Genomic DNA, 18,157 nt, shown 5'->3' with positions numbered 1-18,157 from the left:
GACGACAGCCATGCACCACCTGTCTTGTAGCTCCCGAAGGCACCCCAGAGTTTCCCCTAGGTTCTACAGATGTCAAGCCCTGGTAAGGTTCTTCGCGTTGCATCGAATTAAACCACATACTCCACCGCTTGTGCGGGCCCCCGTCAATTCCTTTGAGTTTCACACTTGCGTGCGTACTCCCCAGGCGGGAGACTTAACGCGTTAGCTTCGGCACAGCTCGGGTCGATACAAGCTACGCCTAGTCTCCATCGTTTACGGCTAGGACTACAGGGGTATCTAATCCCTTTCGCTCCCCTAGCTTTCGTCCCTCAGTGTCAGGTCCGGCCCAGTAGCACGCTTTCGCCACCGATGTTCTTCCCAATCTCTACGCATTTCACCGCTACACTGGGAATTCCTGCTACCCCTACCGGCCTCTAGTCTTTCAGTTTCCACTGCCTGACCGTAGTTAAGCTACGGGCTTTGACAGCCGACTTGAAATTCCACCTGCGGACGCTTTACGCCCAATAATTCCGGATAACGCTTGCATCCTCCGTATTACCGCGGCTGCTGGCACGGAGTTAGCCGATGCTGATTCCTTAAGTACCGTCACTTGCTTCTTCCCTAAGAAAAGAGGTTTACAACCCAAAGGCCTTCCTCCCTCACGCGGCGTTGCTCCGTCAGGCTTTCGCCCATTGCGGAAAATTCCCCACTGCTGCCTCCCGTAGGAGTCTGGGCCGTGTCTCAGTCCCAGTGTGGCTGCTCATCCTCTCAGACCAGCTACTGATCGTCGCCTTGGTAGGCTCTTACCCCACCAACTAGCTAATCAGACGCGAGCTCCTCTTCAGGCGATAAATCTTTCACTTCTCAGCCTATTGGGTATTAGCATTGGTTTCCCACTGTTATCCCCATCCTCAAGGCAGATTCTCACGCGTTACTCACCCGTCCGCCACTAGGTATTGCTACCCCGTTCGACTTGCATGTGTTAGGCACGCCGCCAGCGTTCATCCTGAGCCAGGATCAAACTCTCCATGGTGAACATGAATGTTCTTTTCTTAGCTCTTTCTCTAGCGAACTAGAGAACTTTTCTTGTTTTTTTGTCTTGCTCCTAGACAAACTAGGCATCAAGACTTATAATTTCTTTTAACAAGGGTTTGGCTTATTAAGGCTTTCAAACTATTGTTTTGTCTAGGTTCGGGGCGCGTTCAGAGTGGTTTCTCTCAACCGCGCATTTACCAATATACTCAATTGCACAGGGGTTGTCAACCCTTTGGAAAAAGTTTTTTTGAAATTCTTGAACTCTCCAGCCAGTAAGCTTTTGAGCCTTTGCCTTCACCTGATCCCCCCAACTCCCTCTCATCAAGAGTAAAAAAACGCCGAGCATTTTTCCTGTTGCTCTAGATGTCATTAGTAGTAGGGATAATTGCTTAGGGCTTTTGTGACGACCTTCAGATATAGTGCCATCTACTGAGTCAATCTCAAAATAGCCAACAATCAAAATGGCATTGAGCAGCAATTACTACCAGCGTTGGGATTCATAACTTATATCTGTTAACTTGTGAGTAAATGATAATTCCTCTGACCAATATGGGTATTTATAAATATAGAAGACCTTCTAAACCTCCTGGGAAAACAAGGAAAAGCCCATGTTACTCGAAGATGGAATAAAAGCACTGCAACAACAACAATTTTCTCAAGCCGTTGAACTTTTAGAAGATTACTGTAAACGCATAGCCAACAAAAACACCCCTAATTATATTCAAGCCCAAATCGCACTGGCTAGAGCTTATCGCGGCAATAATCAACGAGAGCAAGCTTTTACCCTAGGCCAAGCTTTGCAAAAACATCATGATCCTCAAGTTAGTGAATGGGCTAAAGGATTTATTTCGATTCTGATTGCTGAAGAAAAAGCGACTAATACAGGAATCAGTTCGGGGTTATTGAGCGAACCTAAAAAACCGTTAAGAACACTTGAACCTGTAGTTCGTTTACCCTTACCAAAAGCTAAGTTTTATTTACAGTTAGCCTTTTATCTGACTGGAATTTTAATGTTTGTTTTAGTATGTGTCTTCTGCTTAATTATTATAACTTTAACTAATTTTAATATTTATAACCGGGTAATTTCCACTCTTGGATTAAGTTTTATTATTAGTTTAATTACTTTTTTTTCTAGCCCTTTAATTATAGATTTAATAGCTAAAACAAATTGTAAAATTCAATGGATCAATTTATCTCAAGTCAGAAAATACAGTCCAGAAACAGCAAATGTAATTTCCTATGTTGTGCGAAAACAAAAGATTCAGGCTCCTCGTTTAGGGATTATTGATGATGCTAATCCAATCGTTTTTACTTATGGAGTATTACCTAATCAAGCTCGGATTGTAATCACAAAAGGATTATTGAAATATTTAAAAGATGAAGAAATAGCCGCCGTATATGCTCATGAATTAGGTCATATTCTTGAATGGAATTTTGCCTTGATGACTCTAGGAACAACCGTCTCGCAAATTTCGTATATTTTGTATTTATTTATTGAGAAATTAAGTCATAAAAATACAAAAATTAAAAAGTTTTTTGGAATTATTAAAATTACGGCTATTATTCCCTATTTAATTTATTTAATAAATAATTATTTATTCTATTATTTATCTCGCAATAGAGAAGATTTTGCTGACTATTTTGCAGCCAAAGTGACCGGTAATCCTAACGGATTATCAAGAGCATTAATTAAAATTCCCTATGGATTATTAGAAGAACAAAAACAAGGAAATTCTGCCACTTTAATTGCACTGACTAGACTTTTAAACATTGTGGATTTTAAAGGGTCTTTAATATGTGGAAATGCCTATTTTCTCACCTCGGATTTTCAGCAAGTTGGACAAACATTTCTTTGGGATTTATTTAATCCTTGGAGAATCTGGCTCAAATTAAATTCCTCTCATCCTTTAACCGGGAAAAGAATCCACACTTTAATGAATTATGCTCAATTCCTGGAACTGGAAAATCAATTTAATACCCTAGCAGTTATCGTCCAAGGAAATCAATTAAATCATCGCAAATTATATACCAATTTTATCTTAGAAATTTTAGTTTTTAATGCTCAGTGGTTGGGGATAATCGCCACTATAGTTGTAGGCTTTTCATTAACTTCTCATCTAAGAACCAGCATGGGAATAATCAGCTTGGCTATGGTAGGGTTTGGGGGAGGACTATTAATTAAAACATTAAATATGTATCCGAAAACTCAAAACGCCCCTCACACTGATATTTATAGTTTAATTTGTGATCCCTACGCCAGTCCTTTAACCAAGACTCCAGTTGAACTTCAAGGGAAATTAATCAGTCAACCACAAGCTATCTATGAGTTAGGAGCAAATACAATTGTTCAAGATTCATCAGGTGTGATTTTTTGCCGCTATTCTTCAGCCTTTGGGAGTTTGGGCAATTTCTTTTTAAGTTGGGCTAAAAATAAAAACTTTATCGGTTCTAACCTTACTATTGTCGGTTGGTTCCGTCGAGGCATTTCTCCTTGTATAGAGTGGACTCAAATGAATAACGCGACACTTGCAGTGAGCAATTATCCTCGTTTTTGGTCCGTGATCCGAGTCAGTGCAGTGATCCTTGTAGGATTAGTTCTGTTAATTTATGCGATCGGAACTCACAGATTAACCTCTGGTTAAGTCAAGTGCCTTGTTCAGAAAAATATTACGAAATGTATAGAATATGTAAACTTTTTAGAAAAAGCTTTCCGTCTCCAAACGAGGCATGATAACCTCTATGGAGGTTGCTTAACATTAGTAGACATCGCTAAGGAGGACATCTTGAGTCTTTACACTACTCAAACCAACAACGAAATCTTCCGCGAAGATATCAGTGAGTACGTGGCCCAATTACAACTTCACATGGCTTTACAAGCTCGCAATTTAGTCCCTAGCCTTACCCATACCCATGATAGCCGACAGCAACTTTTACAAGAGACTCAAGCCAACATTGAAAAGTTAGTCTCTCGCCAAATTTTTTAATCTCATCAGCACTGACCCCTCAATGCTATCAGGGTAGGCAATGTGTCTAGGCATAATCTTGTAACCGTTGCCTTAAATCATCAACAAAATCAAAAGCGTCTACGATTTAACCTGAATCTTTTTCGCTTCCAAAGCCCTTAAAGTCCACCTAGAGAATATTTTTACTACTATTTATGATTCGAGCTTACGCTGCTCATGAACCTGGAGGAAAACTTGAACCTTTTGAGTATGATCCCGGTTCTCTTGGTGATGAAGATGTAGAAATACAGGTAGAATATTGCGGAATCTGTCACAGCGACCTCAGTATGCTCAATAATGAGTGGGGTATGACTCGATACCCTTTTGTGCCAGGACACGAAGTGGTAGGCACCATCAACGCTGTGGGAGAAAGAGTTAAACACCTCCAAGTCGGTCAACGAGTGGGGTTAGGATGGTATTCCCGTTCTTGTATGACCTGTGAATGGTGTCTATCGGGAAATCAAAATCTCTGTCCTCAAGCAGAAGGCACAATTGTAGGTCGTTATGGCGGCTTTGCTGAAAAAGTTAGGGCACATCAAGGTTGGGTGCTTCCTTTACCGGAAAAACTTAATCCACTGACTGCCGGACCTTTATTTTGTGGCGGCATTACCGTTTTTAATCCCATCGTCCAATTTGACGTTAAACCCACTGACCGAGTAGGCGTTATCGGCATTGGCGGTTTAGGCCATATGGCTTTAGGTTTTTTGGCTGCCTGGGGATGTGAGATCACAGCTTTTTCTACCAGTCCTGATAAAGAGATAGAAGCAAAAAATTTAGGCGCTAACCATTTTGTCAATTCCCGTGACCCTCAAGCCCTAAAAGCATTGGCTAATTCCTTGGATTTAATTTTGTCTACGGTCAATGCTGATTTAGATTGGGATACTTATATTAGTCTGCTGCGTCCTAAAGGACGGCTACATTTTGTGGGTGTGATTCCTAATCCTTTATCTGTTCAACTTTTTCCCCTGATTGGTGGTCAAAAATCGGTTTCAGGTAGCCCTCTGGGAAGTCCTGTTACTCTGGCCCAAATGTTAAATTTTGCTGGACGACATCACGTTGAACCTGTGGTAGAATTCTATCCCATAGAACAAGTTAATGAGGCTATGGAAAGATTAAAGGCTAATAAGGCTAGATATCGCATAGTATTAACCTTTAAAAACTCCTGAGTTTTGAGTTGATGAGTAAGTTACAGGCTCTAATTTTTGATGTGGATGGTACTTTGGCCGAAACGGAACGATATGGTCATCGTTTGGCCTTTAATCAAGCTTTTAGCCAAGCTAAATTATCTTGGGATTGGTCAGAGTCCATTTATGGTGAATTATTAGCGGTGGCTGGTGGCAAAGAACGTATCCGCTATTATTTACAGCAATATAATCCTGAGTTTCAATCTCCCTCGGATTTAGATCAATTTATTGCCCAATTACATCTGTCCAAAACCCAGTATTATCGAGATTTACTCGGCCAGGGAGCCATTCCTCTACGTCCTGGGGTAAAACGATTAATCGAAGAAGCCCGTAGCCAGGGGATAATCATAGCTATCGCGACTACCAGTGCTTTACCTAATGTATTAGCCTTATTAGAACCGACTCTTCCTCCCCATTGGTTTGAAGTCATTGCCGCAGGTGATATTGTGGCGGCGAAAAAACCCGCACCAGATATTTATTATTATGTCTTAGATAAGTTAGGGTTAGCGGCTGGTGAATGTTTGGTTTTTGAAGATTCTTATCATGGATTACAAGCCGCCACAAAAGCCGGTTTAAAAACTATTGTGACTGTTAATGATTATACTAAAGACCAAGATTTCAGCGAGGCAATTTTAGTTTTAGATCATTTGGGTGAACCGGACCTACCTTTTACGATTATGAAGGGAATTGAGCTAAATAGCCAATATGTGGATGTCTCTTTACTGGAAAAATTACTATCAATATAAGTCAACATCGACATAGCTGTTCGTGATGACTCTCATTCCCCAAAAAATTAGCTCTCCGTGAACTTTGATTGCTTGAGCTATTTCGGGAGTTTGTGTCTGTAAATATGTCCATAATGACTGACTATCTCCTCCCGTTACCACCACAACCGCGCTAGGAAATTGAGTCCACCAATGTTCAATAAAGTCTTTTACCCCAGCCATAAGGGTGTAAATAACGCCGCTTTTGATGGCTTCTGGAGTATTGAGTGCCCAACGAGGAGGTAATAATTCGGGTAAACTAACATCGGGTAAAGCGGCGGTTTTTCTGGCTAATGTTTGTAATTGTAAGCCTAAGCCCGGCAAAATTGCCCCACCCATTAAAGCATGATCGCTATCAACGGCGGTAAAGGTTAAAGCTGTGCCGGCATCAATGACTAAACAGGGAAATCCATAAGTTATGCCGGCTCCGATGGCGGCTAAGGCGCGATCAATTCCTAATGTTGGATACAGTTTTTTTAAGGGGATTTCTTCGAGAGTAATGATTTTTGCCGGGGAATACTCTTGCCATAATCGGGCTTGGGAAGGCACAACAGAAGCAATATATAAAGGGATATTTTCTCTGACTAAAAAGCCTAAATCAGCAGGGAAAATCGCTTGAGGTAACTTTCCTTCAACCACAGGGGTACTATGATGTTCACTATCCCAGGTTTGCTGTAGGGTATTTCCCGAAAAAAAAGCCCAATGTAAGCGGGAATTGCCAATCATTAATCCTAGCCAGTCCTTAGAGTTGCGGTCATTAATCATCTGATTGTTTAGTTTGCTAAAATTTCCTTTAAAAGCTTAAGTTTATCCACCTCTGTATCTGTCTATCACCATTTTTCTGAGTCCAAAAGTAGAAACCAGACTGTACGAAAAAGCGGCATAACCGAAAATCTCAACTTGTCAATAGCAAGATATAAAACTCTACTTTACTTCATATTTCGTTACAAAAATTTGAGCCACCAGTTTGAGAAAATTTTGGCTTTTTGCATAAGAGTCAATTTAAAACCTAACTCTATCAAGGGTTTCAAAACTAACAAATATTTTAAGTTATAGTAGCTCTATTCTTATTTTAGATCAAGTCCTGAAAAGACGCAACTTCGTAGCTATTGCGAATTATTCTCAGATATTAAGAAGTATAAAGTCTGACATTTTCATACAAATATTAAAAGCAAGCCTGAAAATTTATTAGGTGAAGTTATCTAACTAAGCACTTGCCAAAAACTCTATAGCAAACAGAGCAATTAGTGAACAAAACTTTATATTTTATTAACAAAAAATAAAACAACAAATAAGTTGTTTTAACAACAAGAAAAAAAGAGTTTATTGAAGAAAGATAAAGTTATTTAAGCCGGCTCTCTACCAGATGTAACAATAATCATAGAGGCAATTAGCCCAACAAGAGGAGACCCAAAAAAGCCGCCAAAAGATTAAGCATTGGGATCAATAAATAAAGAGTAAGCTTAACAGAAAAAAATAGATTAAAACATCTCCAAATCCAGATGGCAGGACAATAGCAATGCAAACAGCCAAAGTAAATCCTAAAAGCGAACAATCCTCTGCTAACAAAGAAAAAGCCGAACATGCTAGTGGAGACAAACGCTTCAAAGTCTTAGATGTCACCATGAAGCGGAACCAATATCGGCAAGATGCCTTAATTGAAGTTCTCCACAAAGCACAAGAAGCATTTGGCTATCTCGAAGATGACGTTTTACTATATATTGCCCGACATTTAAAACTGCCCCTCTCACAAGTCTATGGAGTAGCAACCTTTTATCATCTTTTTTCGCTCAAACCCAGTGGGGAACATACTTGTGTGGTCTGTCTGGGAACAGCCTGCTATGTCAAAGGCGGCGATAAAATCCTCTCAGAATTAGAAAAACAACTCGGCGTTAAAGTGGGAGAAACCAGCGCAGACGGAAAAGTATCCCTCGTTTCAGCCCGTTGTATTGGTGCTTGTGGGATTGCGCCAGCAGTAGTATTTGACGGGGCAGTAGCAGGTAAGCAAGACCTAGAAGCCGTCAGCCAAAAAATCAAAACCTGGCAATCTCCAGAATAACCCATACATTGATAATTGATAGAGGAAAAAAATAATGGATTTAGCTGAACTATTAGAGATTGCAGCAACAGAACGTGCTAAACAAAAACCGATTCGAGTTCATTGCTGCACCTCAACCGGATGTGAAGCCGCTAATTCTCTAACCGTCAAGAAAAACCTGCAAAAAGCGGTCAAAGAAGGCCATTTAGAAGAGCAAGTAGAAATCATTGGCGTGGGCTGTATGGGGTTTTGTGGGAAAGGTCCCTTAGTACAAATCGATCCAGAAAACACGCTATATGAAGAAGTAACCCCAGAACAAGCGGCTAGTATTATAGAAGGCATCAACGGAGGAACCTGTAACGTCACTCAAGGGGATATAAACCACCCATTTTTTAGCCGCCAAGTACGAATCGTGCGGGAACATACCGGCAAAGTTGACCCAGACCGTATAGAATCTTACATCGCCGTAGGAGGCTATCAATCCCTTTATAAAACCCTCTACGACATGACCCCCCAACAAGTCGTCGAAGAAATCACCAAAAGTGGACTACGGGGACGCGGAGGCGGCGGCTATCCCACCGGCTTAAAATGGGCAACAGTAGCCAAAATGCCCGGTAAACAGAAATATGTGATCTGTAATGGGGATGAAGGCGATCCGGGAGCATTTATGGACCGTAGCGTCTTAGAAAGCGACCCTCATTTAGTGCTAGAAGGCATGGCCATAGCCGCTTATGCAGTGGGGGCAGATCACGGTTATATTTATGTGCGGGCAGAATATCCCCTGGCCATTAAACGACTAGAAAAAGCGATCCAGCAAGCGAAAAAATACGGCATCTTAGGCAGTCAAATCTTTGAATCACACTTTGATTTTAAAGTCGATATTCGTATTGGTGCGGGTGCCTTTGTCTGTGGAGAAGAAACCGCCCTCATTCACTCCATCGAAGGAAAACGGGGAACCCCTCGCACTCGTCCCCCTTATCCGGCTGAATTAGGACTGTGGGAATGTCCCACCCTCATTAACAACGTAGAAACCTATGCCAATATAGCCCCCATTATTCGAGAAGGAGGAAATTGGTATGCCAGTATCGGCACAGAAACCAGTAAAGGCACAAAAATCTTCGCCCTCACCGGCAAAATTCGTAACAACGGGTTAATCGAAGTACCAATGGGTATTACCCTGCGAGAAATTGTCGAAGAAATGGGCGGCGGAATAGTCGATGGAGAAGTCAAAGCCGTACAAACCGGCGGACCGTCAGGCGGCTGTATCCCGGCTGACCTACTCGATACCCCCGTTGATTATAACTCCCTCGGTAAACTCGGGTCGATGATGGGGTCGGGGGGAATGGTGGTCATGGACGAAAATACCTCGATGGTAGAAGTCGCCAAATTTTATATGGAATTCTGCCAAGAAGAATCTTGTGGTAAATGTGTTCCCTGTCGGGCGGGTACCGTTCAAATGTATGAAATTTTGAACAAACTGGTAAACCGCCAAGCCACAAAAACCGACCTCGAAAAATTAGAAGCCCTCTGTCTAGTCGTCAAAGAAACTAGCTTATGTGGGTTAGGACAAAGCGCCCCCAACCCGATCTTAAGTACCCTACGGTATTTCCGGGCAGAATATGAAGCTTTACTACAAGAGAACCCCCTAGAGAGTCCTAACGGTAAAGTCTTAGAACAGTTATCAGTCAACAGTTAACAGTTAATTACTTAACCCTTTTGCCTATTGCCTATTATTCACACACCATGAAAGCTGCTGTAGTACATCAATTTGGTGAACCTTTAGTTATTGAGGATGTACCCATTCCCGAACCCGGTTATGGACAAGTGTTAGTCAAAATTGTGGCTAGTGGGGTATGTCATACCGACTTACACGCCGCCGATGGGGACTGGCCATTTAAACCCAACCCGCCTTTTATTCCGGGTCATGAAGGAGTGGGCTATGTCGTCAAAGTGGGAGAAGGAGTCACGCGGCTATCTGAAGGAATGCGCGTTGGTATTCCCTGGTTACATAGCGCTTGTCAAGCTTGTGAATATTGCTATACGGGGTGGGAAACTCTGTGTGCATCCCAACAATGTACCGGCTATACAGTTAATGGCGCTTTTGCCGAATATGCCCTCGCACAAGCCGCCTTTGTCGGACATATTCCGGATGAGTTAGATTATATCGATGCTGCCCCTATCCTTTGCGCCGGCGTAACCACTTACAAAGGGTTAAAAGAAACCGAAGCCAAACCCGGCGAATGGGTGGTTATTTCTGGAATAGGCGGCTTAGGTCATCTTGCCGTACAGTATGCAGTCGCAATGGGGCTTCATGTTGTCGCCCTAGATACAAGGGATGACAAACTCGAACTCGCCAGCCAATTAGGGGCAGACTTAACCGTTAATGTTAAAAAACTCGATCCCGTTGAAATTGTTCAAAAAGAAATCGGTGGGGCACATGGGTGCTTAGTTACTGCCGTCTCAGTCCCTGCTTTTCGTCAAGCCATTGGAACTTTAAGAAGGAAAGGAACCTGCGCCCTAGTGGGACTTCCCCCCGGCGAATTTCCTGCCCCTATTTTTGAAATGGTCATAAAACGAATCACCATTCGCGGATCGATTGTGGGAACTCGTCAAGACCTTCAAGAATGTTTACAATTTGCTGCCCAAAGAAAAGTTAAACCCACCGTCGAAATTCAACCTCTAGAAGCCATCAACCACGTATTCCAACGACTCCGAGAAGGCAATATCAACGGACGAGTTGTGCTGCAAATTTAACGATCCACTCATCCCTATTCATCTGCTACATTCTGTGGACAATTTAAAAAACCATCAATAAGGGAATATAAAATATGTTTTGCGAACAATGTGAACAAACCGCCAGTGGAAACGGTTGTCATCAATGGGGCGCTTGTGGAAAGAGTCCTGAAGTCAACGCTATACATGACTTACTTATCTATTGCTTGCGCGGGTTAGCTAGAGTCGTCCTCAAAGCCAAAGAATACAACATTCCTACCCGAGAAATGGATGTCTTTACCTGTGAGGCACTCTTTGCCACCATGACTAATGTTAACTTTAATAACAAGCAATTGACAGAATACATTAAAAAATGTATAATGCAACGGGAAAGTTTAAAACTCACCATACAAAACACAACCCATATACCGTTAACCTGGTCAGCCCTGTCGAGTTATGAACCTGACTGGAATGAAAGTTTAGTATTACAAGGAGAAAATTTAGCTCATAGTTTCATCAGTCCGTCTTCTAACGACCTGGATATTATCTCTCTCAAATTAACCGTTTTATATGGACTAAAAGGCGCGGCTTCTTACACCTTTCACGCCCAAGAATTGGGACAAGAAGATGAAAAAGTTTATCGTTTTATTCAAGAAGCTTTAGCCAGTTTAGACCGAACAGATATCCGTTTAGAAGAATGGATAAACTTAGCCTTAAAAGTGGGAGAAATCAACCTGCGGGCGATGGAATTATTAGATGCCGGTCATACAGAAACCTACGGTCATCCTACCCCTACCCCAGTGCCGCTTAACCCGAGAAAAGGCAAATGTATCCTCGTTTCTGGGCATGATATCCGACAACTAGAAGCGATCCTCAAACAAACAGCCACCAAAGATATTACCGTTTACACTCACGGAGAATTATTACCGGCACATGGCTATCCCAAATTAAAACAAACTTACCCGCATTTATATGGGCATTATGGCACAGCTTGGCAAAATCAAACCAAAGACTTTGCGCGTTTTCCGGGCGCAATTATTATCACCACCAATTGTTTAATGCCCCCTCATGAAACCTATGACGATAAACTCTTTACCATTGGGCCAGTCAGTTATCCTCATCTTACCTATCTTCCCCCAACAGATAACGGAATTCCTGACTACACTCCAGCTATAGAAAAAGCCCTCTCAATGGCAGGGTTTAGCGAAGAAATGCCCCCGCGTCAGGTGATGGTAGGATTTGCCAGAAATACGGTTTTATCGGTATCTGAACAGGTTATTGAAGCCGTTAAAGCCGGTAAAATTCGTCACTTTTTCCTAGTAGGAGGATGTGATGGGGCCAAACCCGGACGGACTTATTACACCGAGTTTGTCGAAAAAGTCCCCTCAGACTGTATTGTTTTAACTCTTGCTTGCGGCAAGTTCCGCTTTTTTGATAAGCAACTGGGAGCAATTGAAGGGCTTCCTCGCTTAATGGATGTAGGGCAATGTAATGATGCTTATTCGGCTATTCAAATAGCTTTGGGTTTGGCGAATGCGTTTAATGTGGGTGTGAATGAGATTCCCTTATCTCTTGTGCTTTCTTGGTATGAACAAAAAGCGATCGCTGTCTTACTTTCTTTGTTATATCTGGGGATTCAAAATATCCGTTTAGGCCCAACTTTACCGGCTTTTCTTACGCCGAATGTCCTGAAATTTTTAGAGGACAAATATCATCTTCAAGCCATTAAAACTCCGGATGAAGATTTGGCGGCTTGTTTAGGTTGATTTTTGTTAGCAGATGAATAGAGTTGATTCCTTGGGATGAATGATCGGTTTAAAAGATAAATAAAGGAGATTATTGGTTATGTCTGTTAGAACGCTTACTATTGATGGAAATCATATTGCTATTGAACAAGGTGCAACGATTTTAGAAGCCGCTAAACAGGGGGGTATTCGTATTCCTACTCTTTGTCATTTACCGGGTATTACCGAAGTGGCGGCTTGTCGCCTGTGTTTGGTGGAAGTTCAGGGATGGAATAAATTGGTGCCGGCTTGTGTGACTGAGGTAGCAGAGGAGATGGTGGTATATACCAATACTCCAAAACTTCAAGAGTACCGCCGCATGATTGTAGAACTTCTCTTTGCTGAAGGAAATCATGTTTGTGCAGTGTGTGTCGCTAATGGGAATTGTGAGTTACAAGATTTAGCCATAGAGGTAGGAATGGACCATACTCGCTTTGAGTATCGTTTCCCAAGGCGAGAAATAGATGTCTCTCATCCGATGTTCGGCATCGATCACAACCGTTGTGTGTTGTGTACTCGCTGTGTGAGAGTCTGTGACGAAATAGAAGGGGCCCACGTCTGGGATGTCGCCAACCGAGGCGCAGGAGATAAAATTATCTCCGGACTTAATCAACCTTGGGGAGAGGTGTCTGCTTGTACTTCTTGCGGTAAATGTGTGGATGCTTGTCCAACGGGGGCTATCTTCCGCAAAGGATCTACCGTATCGGAAAAACAACGCGATCGCAGTAAGTTAGAATTCCTCATTAACGCGAGAACCGAACATCAATGGACTAGATAAATTTAGTCATTAGTTAATAGTTTTTAGTCTTTAGTAAAGAACAGCGAAAGGCTAATAACTACTGACTACTGACTAATGACAACTAATAACTAATAACTAAAATTATGAACAAGATCAGATTTGCTACAGTTTGGTTAGCCGGATGTTCTGGCTGTCATATGTCCTTCCTGGATATGGATGAATGGCTATTAGACTTAGCCGCACAAGTTGAGGTGGTTTATACACCCATCGCCGATCTCAAAGATTATCCGGAAAATGTTGATGTCTGTTTGGTAGAAGGGGCTATTGCTAATGAGGACAACTTAGAATTAATTTATCAGGTGAGAAAAAATACTAAGTTAGTCATCTCGTTTGGAGATTGTGCGGTGACTGCCAATGTTCCGGCGATGCGAAATATGTTAAAAGGCGGTGCTGAACCGGTTTTAAAACGGGGTTATTTAGAGTTAGCTGATGATACTCGCCAACTGCCTGATGAACCCGGAATAGTCCCTGAATTATTAGATAAAGTTACTCCGGTTCATGAAGTAATACCTGTAGATTTATTTATGCCCGGATGTCCCCCCGATGCTAGGCGTATCCGCGCTACTCTTGAACCTTTGCTAAAAGGAGAAATGCCAGCTATGAAAGGGCGAGACATGATTAAGTTTGGTTAAATAAAAAGGTTAGAGGAAACAGGAAAAAACACCTTTAACCTCTACTTAATCCCGCCTACCCCCCTTTTGGGGGGCAAGAAGATAAGAAATGATTAAGTTTTGTTAAAACTGATTAGTAATAGTCAGTAGTGAGGGAATGTTATAACTAGCAATTCACTATTTACTATTTACTATTGGCTATGGCAACGAGTAAACTTTCTCAAGAACAACAACAATATTTTGAAAATTTAAAAGTAAGATATGAAGCCACTGGTGAGCATTCTAATTCCCATGTGCTGTATTTTATCCTCTCAAAAGCTGATTTAAACAAACAACTTTTAGATGGGGAATGGATGTGGCTACAAGAGCAGAATTTTTTAAAAACGATGAATATTATTCTGCAAGAACAAAAAATAAGAGATCAAATAAGTTTATATAATAATAAAATTTCAAAATACTATATTTCTAAATATAAAATCAAAGGAACTCTCGCTCATACTATTAATTCCTCTTTAATGTTTATATTATGCAAGCTTGACTCTGACAACTTATTAACCACCGCCGATCTTGACTTTCTTCGTTCTCACAAACAAACTGAAACTCTAGAAATTATTGAGGAAATTAATGAGTTTTGTATTCTCAAAGAAAAATACTTTGCTAATGACTATAAAACTTTATCTCTAGATAGTCATCTCTATTTAATTCTAAAAAAAATTGAGAAAGAACAGCGCTTAAGTGATTCAGATATCAATTGGCTAAAAAAGCAAAATTTATTAGAGACTTTAGCAATTTACCAAAAACAAGAAGATGCAAGAATAGCCCATTTTTGTCAACTTAAATCTAAATATAATGCCACTCAATATCAAGATTTCTCGCCTGAAAGTTCTCTCTACTCAATTTTACAAAAATTAGACCAAGAACAGTCTTTAAATCCAACTGAGATAAATTGGTTACAGCAGCATGAATTAAAAGAAACACTAGCCATTATACAAGAACTTGAAAATAAAAAAGAATTTGCTCTTTTAAAAATTCGATATAAAGCAACTGAGTATGAAGATACATCACCAAATTGTCATCTTTACCGAGTTTTGAAAAATCTTGAGTCAGGAAATTTATTAAATGAATCTGATTTTAAGTTTTTGAAAAAACGAAATCTAACCCAAACCATTGATCTAGTTAAAGAAAAGCATCTAGAGCAACTTAAAGATGAATATATAATAGAGCAATATAGTCAAGCAGATAGAGATTGGCTCAAGCAGCATGATTTTATAGGCATAAAAATCCTAGACGAGAATTCAAAAAATAAACTAGAATTTGCTCTGTTCAAAATTAAATATAAAGCAACTGTCTATGAAGATTCATCCCCTGATTGTCATCTTTACCGAGTTTTACAAATTCTTGAAACCAAAAATCAATTAAATCAATCTGATATAAATTTTTTAAAAAAGCATAAATTAACTCAGACAATACAGATAGCTCTTGACAAATATGCTAATTATTTAATGTCTAAAATCGAAGCCTCTCAAGTGCTTAATGAAGCTGAATTAAATTGGATTAAGGAAAATGGCTATGAAAATGTACTTATTTTTACTCAAGAAAAACATTTTTTAAAGCTTAAAAATAAATATGATGTATCTAGCTATCGAGAAAAGTCATTATCTAATCTCTTATATAAAATTTTACAAAAACTAGAACGAGAGGAAAGATTAGAGGAAATAGAAATATGCTGGTTAAAAGAAACTAAAATTTCTCAAAATAGAAGTTTATATGATGATTACTGGACTCCTGAAGAAAATTTATTTTCAAGAGAAATTAAGCTTAAATATAATTCTATAGAAGCTAAGTTTTATGAAAAAGAGTACAAACGCACAGGAAATAAATGGAATTTACCCAATGCGAGTAGTCACTGGCGTGGTGCAGAAGAACCCGAAAAAGCCTTAAAACTAACAGATAATCTCGACTTTGAAAAAATCAAAGAAAATAAACTTAAATCAGCCTTATTAACCACTCGCGGCGGAGCATTTCGAGATATTGGTAAATTACATGAAGGCGAAAAATGCGCTCTTAAAGCAATTGAATATTACCCTAAAAGCTATCATCCTTATACCTTAATGGGAGCAATTTGTGTTGAAGAAGGGAATTATTCTGGTGGTGAATACTGGTTTAATGAAGCTATAAAACGAGGATATTCGCCTAAAGATCAAGAGGCAGAAATCAAACGAATATTTAATAAATATAAAGATGAGCAAAAACTTAAATTCCCTGAAGCTAAAGACGAGCAAAAACTTAAATTAGCTGAATTTTATCAAAATCGATATTCCTGGGCTAAAAAATATCTTGCAGATTTAAAAAATAAAAGAAAAAATTCTAAACAGTAAATTGGGTAGAAGAACAAAACCCAAAGCCTAACGTAAAAATACTGTTGGGTATCACTGCGGTTCGACCCCACCTACAAAAAAATAGAAGAGAGCGTTTTATCTTTACAACTCTTCATGATCAAAATGAACCTTTTAGGCTAAGAAAATCATGAAGAACACATTAGCATTATTTAATAATTTCTCGAGGAAAAATTGATAAACCTCGTCCTAAAATAATAATAGGTATAAAAAAACTCAAGGTAAATTTTATGTCTAAAACAGTGGTTATCGATCCCGTGACGCGCATCGAAGGTCACGCCAAAATATCTATATTTTTAGATGACGCGGGAGAGGTAGAAGATGCCCGTTTTCATGTCGTAGAATACCGAGGTTTTGAGAAATTTTGTGAAGGCCGCCCCATGTGGGAAATGTCTGGAATAACTGCCCGAATTTGCGGAATTTGCCCAGTCAGTCATCTCCTATGCGCCGCCAAAACCGGAGACAAAATTCTAGCCGTACAAATTCCCCCCGCAGGCGAAAAACTACGCCGCTTAATGAATTTAGCCCAAATCACCCAATCTCACGCCCTCTCTTTCTTTCACCTCAGCAGTCCAGACTTTTTATTAGGATGGGATAGTGATCCCGCACAGCGTAACGTATTTGGCTTAATTGCGGCTGATCCAGACCTTGCCAGAAGCGGCATCCGTCTAAGACAATTTGGACAACAAGTCATTGAATTATTGGGAGCCAAAAAAATACACCCCGCTTGGGCAGTCCCCGGAGGTGTTCGTCATCCCCTCTCAGAAGAAGGGCGGCAATGGATACGCGATCGCCTGCCCGAATCTCGTGATACCCTATATGTTGCCCTCAACCTATTTAAGAGACTGCTAGATAACTTAGAAACCGAAGTAAAAACTTTTGGTGAGTTTCCCTCTTTATTTATGGGGTTAGTGGGTAAAAATGGCGAATGGGAACATTACGGCGGACACATCCGCTTTACCGATAGCCAGGGAAATATTGTAGCCGATAACCTCAGTGAAGATAATTATCAAGACTTCATCGGCGAGTCTGTGGAAAAATGGTCTTATCTCAAATTCCCTTACTACAAACCGATGGGATATCCTGACGGAATCTATCGAGTCGGACCTTTAGCGAGATTAAATATCTGTTCTCATTTTGGCACGCCAGAAGCAGACCGAGAATTACAAGAATACCGTGATCGCGCCGGTGGGGTAGCAACCTCTTCTTTCTTCTATCACTACGCCCGTTTAATTGAGATTTTAGGCGCATTAGAACGAATTGAAAGATTAGTAGAAGACCCTGATATTATCTCCCCTAGAACTCGCGCTGAAGCCGGAATTAACAACTTAGAAGGTATAGGAGTCAGTGAAGCGCCAAGAGGTACGCTTTTCCATCATTACCTAGTGGATGAAAATGGACTCATTCAAAAAGTTAACCTCATTATTGCCACTGGGAATAATAATTTAGCCATGAATAAAACCGTCACTCAAATAGCTAAACATTATATTCATGGTGATCAAATTGCAGAAGGAATGTTAAACCGAGTCGAAGCCGGCATTCGCTGTTATGATCCTTGTTTAAGTTGTTCTACCCACGCCGCCGGACAAATGCCGCTACAAATAGAATTAGTGGCAGCCGATGGAAAGGTAATTAAAGAAGTGCGGCGAGGATAAATTGTACTCTTAGATTCAAAACTTATTGCAGTCAACTTTACCCTAGAGAGGAAACAACTTTTCTCTCTATTTATTTTTAAGAATTTTCTCAGAATTTTACCCCGCTAACTCTGTCCTTTCGGGGTGCTGGAAAAGAGCGATTAAATGCGACTTAATGGGAAATTAATATAAGGAACAATACGGGCCGAGAACTAATCT

At 40.5% G+C, this 18,157-nt stretch carries 13 protein-coding genes and 1 rRNA gene (1 of these 14 running past the window's edge); 12 read left to right on the top strand and 2 right to left on the bottom strand.

Going from position 1 to position 18,157, the window contains the following annotated elements:
• Nucleotides 1–1,012: ribosomal RNA gene (locus tag CYAN7822_RS16995) — 16S ribosomal RNA — on the bottom strand (it extends 479 nt beyond the left edge of the window).
• Nucleotides 1,013–1,622: 610 nt separating this feature from the next.
• Between CYAN7822_RS16995 and CYAN7822_RS16985 the strand changes: the two genes are divergently transcribed.
• From CYAN7822_RS16985 to CYAN7822_RS16970, 4 genes are all read left to right on the top strand, one after another.
• The gene (locus CYAN7822_RS16985; protein WP_013323493.1) at nucleotides 1,623–3,656 is read left to right on the top strand and encodes a M48 family metalloprotease; all 2,034 of its coding nucleotides are present in this window, start codon (nucleotides 1,623–1,625) and stop codon (nucleotides 3,654–3,656) included.
• A 141-nt stretch (nucleotides 3,657–3,797) separates the two neighbouring features.
• Nucleotides 3,798–3,998 carry a hypothetical protein gene (locus tag CYAN7822_RS16980; RefSeq protein ID WP_013323492.1) on the top strand — a complete coding sequence of 67 codons (201 nt, stop codon included), beginning with the start codon at nucleotides 3,798–3,800 and terminating at the stop codon, nucleotides 3,996–3,998.
• 173 nt (nucleotides 3,999–4,171) lie between these two features.
• Nucleotides 4,172–5,182 (top strand): NADPH-dependent aldehyde reductase Ahr, encoded by a 1,011-nt coding sequence (ahr, locus tag CYAN7822_RS16975; protein ID WP_013323491.1) that lies wholly within the window; start codon nucleotides 4,172–4,174, stop codon nucleotides 5,180–5,182.
• 11 nt (nucleotides 5,183–5,193) lie between these two features.
• Nucleotides 5,194–5,946, top strand: coding sequence for an HAD family hydrolase (locus tag CYAN7822_RS16970; protein WP_013323490.1), 753 nt, complete (start codon nucleotides 5,194–5,196; stop codon nucleotides 5,944–5,946).
• On the opposite strand, the gene CYAN7822_RS16965 is transcribed toward CYAN7822_RS16970, so the two are convergent.
• Nucleotides 5,938–6,729 (bottom strand): pantothenate kinase, encoded by a 792-nt coding sequence (locus CYAN7822_RS16965; RefSeq protein ID WP_013323489.1) that lies wholly within the window; start codon nucleotides 6,727–6,729, stop codon nucleotides 5,938–5,940. The genes CYAN7822_RS16970 and CYAN7822_RS16965 overlap by 9 nt on opposite strands.
• Before the next feature lie 754 nt (nucleotides 6,730–7,483).
• On the opposite strand from CYAN7822_RS16965, the gene hoxE reads away from it, so the two are divergent.
• The 8 genes from hoxE to CYAN7822_RS16925 all read left to right on the top strand — a co-directional run bounded on the left by hoxE (nucleotide 7,484) and on the right by CYAN7822_RS16925 (nucleotide 17,959).
• Nucleotides 7,484–8,023: a bidirectional hydrogenase complex protein HoxE gene (hoxE, locus tag CYAN7822_RS16960; protein ID WP_013323488.1), complete on the top strand. Its 540-nt coding sequence runs from the start codon at nucleotides 7,484–7,486 to the stop codon at nucleotides 8,021–8,023.
• A gap of 34 nt (nucleotides 8,024–8,057) precedes the next feature.
• Nucleotides 8,058–9,698, top strand: coding sequence for an NADH-quinone oxidoreductase subunit NuoF (gene nuoF / locus CYAN7822_RS16955; RefSeq protein WP_013323487.1), 1,641 nt, complete (start codon nucleotides 8,058–8,060; stop codon nucleotides 9,696–9,698).
• 47 nt (nucleotides 9,699–9,745) lie between these two features.
• A complete protein-coding gene (adhP, locus tag CYAN7822_RS16950) occupies nucleotides 9,746–10,756 on the top strand; it encodes an alcohol dehydrogenase AdhP (protein ID WP_013323486.1) in 1,011 nt (336 codons plus the stop codon).
• A 74-nt stretch (nucleotides 10,757–10,830) separates the two neighbouring features.
• Complete coding sequence (gene hcp, locus CYAN7822_RS16945) at nucleotides 10,831–12,480, top strand: hydroxylamine reductase (protein ID WP_013323485.1); 1,650 nt, start codon at nucleotides 10,831–10,833, stop codon at nucleotides 12,478–12,480.
• Nucleotides 12,481–12,559: 79 nt separating this feature from the next.
• A complete protein-coding gene (hoxU, locus tag CYAN7822_RS16940; RefSeq protein ID WP_013323484.1) occupies nucleotides 12,560–13,276 on the top strand; it encodes a bidirectional hydrogenase complex protein HoxU in 717 nt (238 codons plus the stop codon).
• 104 nt (nucleotides 13,277–13,380) lie between these two features.
• Complete coding sequence (locus tag CYAN7822_RS16935) at nucleotides 13,381–13,929, top strand: NADH-quinone oxidoreductase subunit B family protein (protein WP_013323483.1); 549 nt, start codon at nucleotides 13,381–13,383, stop codon at nucleotides 13,927–13,929.
• Between the two features lie 179 nt (nucleotides 13,930–14,108).
• On the top strand, nucleotides 14,109–16,286 hold the full coding sequence (locus tag CYAN7822_RS34645) for a hypothetical protein (protein ID WP_013323482.1): 2,178 nt from the start codon (nucleotides 14,109–14,111) through the stop codon (nucleotides 16,284–16,286).
• Between the two features lie 248 nt (nucleotides 16,287–16,534).
• Complete coding sequence (locus CYAN7822_RS16925) at nucleotides 16,535–17,959, top strand: Ni/Fe hydrogenase subunit alpha (protein ID WP_013323481.1); 1,425 nt, start codon at nucleotides 16,535–16,537, stop codon at nucleotides 17,957–17,959.
• Nucleotides 17,960–18,157 lie beyond the last annotated feature (198 nt).

Source organism: Gloeothece verrucosa PCC 7822, assembly GCF_000147335.1.
GTDB lineage: Bacteria > Cyanobacteriota > Cyanobacteriia > Cyanobacteriales > Microcystaceae > Gloeothece > Gloeothece verrucosa.
Note: the sequence above shows the minus strand (reverse complement) of the source record. Positions and strands in the feature narration are given on the sequence as shown.